The organism is Macellibacteroides sp. (genome assembly GCF_050251695.1).
Classification (GTDB): domain Bacteria; phylum Bacteroidota; class Bacteroidia; order Bacteroidales; family Tannerellaceae; genus Macellibacteroides; species Macellibacteroides fermentans.
In genome coordinates, this window is sequence record NZ_JBFWMI010000172.1 from 1 (window position 1) to 3,352 (window position 3,352).

The 3,352-nt window shown below is 39.9% G+C and carries 3 protein-coding genes and 1 riboswitch; of the genes, 1 reads left to right on the plus strand and 2 read right to left on the minus strand.

Annotated features, from left to right (window positions below; genetic code table 11):
- Both AB7E53_RS14630 and AB7E53_RS14635 read right to left on the minus strand, forming a co-directional pair.
- Positions 1 to 616, minus strand: a 616-nt coding sequence (locus tag AB7E53_RS14630; RefSeq protein ID WP_446776530.1) for a primosomal protein N' family DNA-binding protein, incomplete at its 3' end; no start/stop codon positions are given.
- A 76-nt stretch (positions 617 to 692) separates the two neighbouring features.
- Positions 693 to 1,283, minus strand: coding sequence for a porin family protein (locus AB7E53_RS14635; protein ID WP_446776534.1), 591 nt, complete (start codon positions 1,281 to 1,283; stop codon positions 693 to 695).
- 256 nt (positions 1,284 to 1,539) lie between these two features.
- A riboswitch (cobalamin riboswitch) is annotated at positions 1,540 to 1,731 on the minus strand.
- 199 nt (positions 1,732 to 1,930) lie between these two features.
- On the opposite strand from AB7E53_RS14635, the gene AB7E53_RS14640 reads away from it, so the two are divergent.
- On the plus strand, positions 1,931 to 3,352 hold a 1,422-nt coding region (locus tag AB7E53_RS14640; RefSeq protein ID WP_446776532.1), incomplete at its 3' end, for a carboxypeptidase regulatory-like domain-containing protein.

Below are 3,352 nucleotides of genomic sequence, written 5' to 3' on the forward strand. Positions count from 1 at the left end.
GATCAAATGCTTTTTGCAAAGCATCATGGCCTCTATATTCGTCAGAAAGAGAAACATAGGTCTCCAATTTGGGTGCAAATCCTTTTTTCAATTCTTCCTGTACCTCTACTGCTCCGTAAGTTAGCAAAACGGACAATGTGGAAACAACATTACGAAGACCGGTTTTCTTTTCCAGCTCGGATACAGTTAATTTCTGACCATCTGAGAATGCATCCAACACCGCTTGTTCGGCTGGTCTTAAAGGGAATTGGGCTTCAAAATCTTTGATACAAGAAACGGCTGTTTCACTTTCCAATTTTAGGCCGGAAGGTAAAGCTGCCTTGTACACATCGCCCAACTTGCACAAATAATACTCCGAAAGCCATTGCCAGAAGCGCAATTGAGGTCTGCGTAAAACCGGACTGGCATCCAATAATGCATAGATTTCTTTAACTTCAAGTGTAGATTGGGGTTGTCTGTTATGAACTTCCAACACAATCGCAGTGTAATACCTTCTTTTTCCAAAATGGACAATAACCCTACATCCGGCAACAAGTGCAGCCTGCATATCCTGAGGGATGCGATACGTATAGCTGTTGGCAAGAGAAAGAGGGAGAATTACATCTGCGTATTTCATTTTTTCTATCATAGAGAGTTCAAAATAACAAAAAAAGCCGGACTTCTGAAAGTCCGGCTTCCTGAATATTTGTTTGTTAGAACAGAATTGCAGCAGTTATTGACCAAGTACGGTTTTTTCCGTCATTTAGATCACCTAATCCAACTTTATTTACACTATAATTATCAGTCAGCCCAATACCATAATTTACACCAACCTGTAAATGGTTCAACAACTCTACCCCGGCACCCAGATTGACTCCCGCTCCAAAAGATTTTGCCTCAATCTGTGATTCAATTAAATCCCACTTTTTATCGCCTCCAGCACGAAAACTTAAATAGGGACCTGCGGCAACATACAATTTTGCTACAGAAACACCCGTTTTCCACTTTAAATTTACAGGAACGTCAATATAATCCGTCTTCATGCTTTCATCCTCAAACTCGAGACCTTTCTGAGAGTAAAGCACTGCAACATCAATACCTAACCCTTTAACAGGAATCATCGCCTCAATCATTGGTCCAATGTGATAACCTGTCACATTGTTCGGATCTATAACATCATCACTAAAGTGGACTGAAGCAATATTCACACCACCCTTCACCCCAAATTTCACTTGTGCATTTAGCGGAGCATATAATACTCCAAGCATAAGGGCTACAAATACTAACACAATTGACTTTTTCATCATAAACTTTTTTCTTGGTTTCACATGCAAATAAAAGCACTTTTCATTTAGAAAACAAATGAAAAACATTAAGAGTTCAAACAATAAAGAAAGCACAAATCTGATACGCTGCTCACACGTATACAAATTCATGCTTCTTTTCTAATTATTATGGCAGATAATTAAAAACTTGCATAAAGCACAATTCAAGAAACAACAGGGAATCTGTAATAACGATATGATGGTTCATATGTTTCAGTAGCCTTTCCTCGAAGCTTTTGAAATTGTGTGCAAAGCAGGTCTTCTGACTTACTTCCATATCCGGAGCCTTCCCGTTAAATAAAAACAGTGGCGATCAATCCGGTACGTTATGAAGTTTACAGCAGCGGGACTGTCCGGGATTTACACCCGATTCCCTTTTAATCCTCCCCGAGAATACGGTTATGGAACATTGCGTTACAAAGATGGTAAATATTTGCGAATCGATAAAGCAAATCATATAAATTGAATTTATCGACTCATAGAAAATACCAATTAATAGGTATCAGATTTCTCATTTTATGCTTTTCAGCATATTTCAGGTCTATATTTTCATTATTTAAGGTGATTGCATGATCATTTCAAACTTGTGAAATTTGCATAAAAAATTTAATGTAACAATTTTATATATGAGAAAGACTAAAATCACAACTTTGATTCTAACGCTTCTGATCGTCTGCAGCGCTTTCGGCAAAGACGCACTGGTTCCTTTAATTAAAGGAAGGGTTGTCGACGAAAAAGGACAACCGCTGCCTGCAGCTGCTGTATATATTGAAGGATCTATGGTTGGCACAACGACCGATAATGACGGATCATTCTTCTTTAATCAGATCCCATCAGGCAAAAGACAAGTAACAGCCCGTTTTATAGGATATAAACAACAGACTCTTGAAGCACAGGTTGCAGATGGCAGACCTGCCGTTTTGCACTTCGAGCTTATTCCAGATGTTAACGAATTAACAGACATCGAGGTATTTGGAGTAAGAGAAAAACAACCCGAAAAACTAAATGCAGTAACTCGTTTACCCCTTCGTCCGAGTGAACAAATACAAAGTATCTCTATTATATCCAACAAGGTAATCGAAGAGCAGGGTAATATGACCATTACTGATGCTGTACGAAACGTTGTGGGGGTTACTCAATTCGCCTCTTTTGGTAACGCGCAGGAAAGTCTGTCAACCAGAGGGTACAGAGGAATCCCAACCTTGAAGAACGGCGTACGGGTTCAGTCCGATTTCAGAGGAGGTGGATTTCTTACAGATATGCAGGGTGTGGAAAGCATTCAGGTATTGAAAGGAACTGCGGCTATTACACAGGGTATCGGGAACGACTTAGGTAGTGCCGGTGGTGTAATTAACATCGCGACAAAAACACCTAAATTTGTAAATGCAGGAGAAGTAAGCTTACGAAGCGGCAGTTGGGGACAATTCCGTCCTACTTTTGATGTTCAAACAGTTCTAGATAAGGAGCAAGCTATTGGATTCCGTATTAACGGAGCTTTTGAACGTGCAGATAATTACAGGGTGAATGTATCAAAAGACCGTATATATGTTAATCCATCCTTTGCCTGGAAGCCAAACAAAAAAACTTCTGTAACAGTTGAGATGGACTACATGCACGACACTCGTACGCCAGACCGAGGAACCGTAAATCTAGCGGCAGATAGCGTGAATGCTTTATATAAAATGCCTCATAACAATTTCTTGGGTTTTGAGACAGATAGAGCGTTGACAAACAATCTTACTTATGCGTTACGGTTTGACCGATCCTTGTCTGATTTATTTAGTGTACGGGTTGCTTATTTTGGATCTACACTTGATACAGACAATACCGGAGCAAGTACTTCGACCTTAAAGAATGTATCAAAAACCGGGTTATACAACTTGCGCAGCCGCTCACTTACACGTTCAACACGTGCAGACAACAACAGTGCTTTACAGATTGACTTAATTGGCAGGGATGTATTTACAGGAAAAACGAAGCATACTTTCCAGGTAGGATTCGATTATCGAACAAATCATACCGAAACGGTTGCCTATGGAGCTATCCTG

Coding starts and splice junctions, on each gene's coding strand:
- AB7E53_RS14635 (WP_446776534.1), bottom strand. CDS start 1,283: ATGAAAAAGTCAATTGTGTTAGTATTTGTAGCCCTTATGCTTGGAGTA.